General features: G+C 31.5%; 2 protein-coding genes and 1 pseudogene. 1 reads left to right on the top strand and 2 read right to left on the bottom strand.

The genetic code is table 11. The features are described from left to right. Positions 1 to 167: pseudogene (locus LB449_RS13715) on the top strand (IS110 family transposase); the annotation flags it as partial. A gap of 128 nt (positions 168 to 295) precedes the next feature. On the opposite strand, the gene LB449_RS13710 reads toward LB449_RS13715, so the two are convergent. Both LB449_RS13710 and LB449_RS13705 read right to left on the bottom strand, forming a co-directional pair. Next, entirely contained in the window at positions 296 to 859 is a 564-nt protein-coding gene (locus tag LB449_RS13710; protein ID WP_224455687.1) for a helix-turn-helix domain-containing protein, read from the bottom strand. Positions 860 to 1,055: 196 nt separating this feature from the next. Further along, positions 1,056 to 1,664, bottom strand: a complete 609-nt coding sequence (locus LB449_RS13705) for a hypothetical protein (protein ID WP_224455686.1) — start codon at positions 1,662 to 1,664, stop codon at positions 1,056 to 1,058. Between the last annotated feature and the right edge of the window lie 349 nt (positions 1,665 to 2,013).

Genomic DNA, 2,013 nt, shown 5'->3' with positions numbered 1-2,013 from the left:
AGCACAACAAGGCTTGTAGAGAAATCTATGAGCGTATAGTAAACAAAGGCAAGAGTAAGAAACTAGCGCTGATTGCAGTGGCCAACAAGCTACTAAAACAATGCTTTGCGATAGCCAAATCAGGGCTACCGTATGATGAAACTTACGTGTCTGTATTGCCGAAGTAAAGAGTACAATAGAAAGGAACAAAAAAGTTCAAAGCATCCATTAAAGGAATCTATGAGCCTAGAATAATTATGTCTCAAATTAATTAAGAAAAGAGTTGTTTTTTACCTCAGTTCTTTGTTGCCGCCAGTTATTTTATCAGTTTAATAATATTCGGATATAAATTTTCTGTTTTTCCTTTGTTCGTTTTAATCGCAAAAGTTATCGGTAATATTATATTCAATGCATAAAGTCCGATAAATATATAAAATAGAATATCATAAGTCCCGTAATGCATTATTTTAAATAGTGCGAAAGTAGTTATTGAAATAAAAGTTAATACTGTCCAGACTATTTGGTAATTTAGAAGATTTGTTCCGATTTCTTTTAGTCCAACAATTTTATCTTTTTTATTCATCCATAAAATCAGAGGAACAATTATATTTCCAACCGGAATAGCTAAAAAGACTATTACAGAAAGATGAAAAATTGTCAGATAGCTCTTATCAGGCCTTTTTCCATAATCTAAAATATCTTCCGCATTTATGTCAAGAACATCACAAATTAAATTCAAAGTTTTTCCACGAGGTTCACTTTCGTTATTTTCAATTCGTTGAATTGTTCTTAAATTTACTTTTGCGGATTCAGCCAACTCCTCTTGAGAAAGTCCTTTTTGCTTTCTTATTTCTCTAATTTTTTTTCCGATTTCGTTCATAATTAATTTTGGATTGTTGTTTCTACAAAACTACTTATGAATCTATCAATTTGATAACGGTTTGTTTGCGACATTTTTACAACATTCTTGTCAATATGTTGATTTCGTTGAGTTTTTTCCTAATTGGTGGCAACGGTTAAAATATGAAACGGCTTTTCGCTGTTTTATATTTATTGTTGTGCGCTGACGATTTAATTTATAGCTGTGTTAATAATATAATTATATCTGCTTCCCCAAAATTATTAAAAATTATCTCCCGTCCATTATCAGTACTTCTTGTAAAACTAAAACTATCCCAACTAACCTCGCAAATCCTATCATCAGTCCAGTTCACCACTCCTCCGTGAGCAAAAGCATTTCTAATTAACCACGCAAATTTCCATTTCTCTGACCAGTTCAGTAATTTTTCAGGCGGTTTATTTAATTCGTAAAACTGAATAAATGCCCCTTGTATTATGGATTTTCTAATAAAACCTAAGTCAGGCATTTGTACTAGTCCACTCCTCTCATAATCTATAGGTTTGTCAACACTTCTAAGATCCAACTTAATTCTTTCAGGTTTAATATCTTGACTCAAATCTTTTACAAAACTATCAGAATGAAAAAGTAGATATTCATTGTTATTACCCCTCGGGATACTAATTGGTAGATTAGGCTGGATAGATACTTGTTTTTGGATACCAAATTCTTTAATGATATTCAAACATTGTGAAAAAACAAAAATACTTTGAGACGAGCTTAATATTGTTAAAATTGAGTCATAAAACTTATCATCTCTAGCAATCAGTATGCTTTTTGAATCCATATCTTAAATTTTTAATAGTGGGTAAGAGTACGTTTGCGCACAACGGTTTTGTATATGGCTCGTAGCGTGCAAATTAGCGATAACTATTCGGTTAAGCACGAGCCGAATATTTTAATTTTCTTATTACCTTTTTTTCAATAAGCCAAATTAAAAAATTTGGCGGACTTCGCAAATATACCGAAACTTCGATTAAGCAACTGATTAGCTATGAGATATATACGTCTTAAGTTTGATTTCTATTACATTTAGATATAAATCAGAAAGAACAAAAGAGAGGATTAAGGTTACTATACACGGTGAAGCTTAGACTTCGTCAACATTGATAATCCCCTCTCTTTTTACTATCTCA

It is taken from the genome of Psychroflexus lacisalsi (genome assembly GCF_020164495.1).
Classification (GTDB): Bacteria; Bacteroidota; Bacteroidia; order Flavobacteriales; family Flavobacteriaceae; genus Psychroflexus; species Psychroflexus lacisalsi.
Note: the sequence above shows the minus strand (reverse complement) of the source record. Positions and strands in the feature narration are given on the sequence as shown.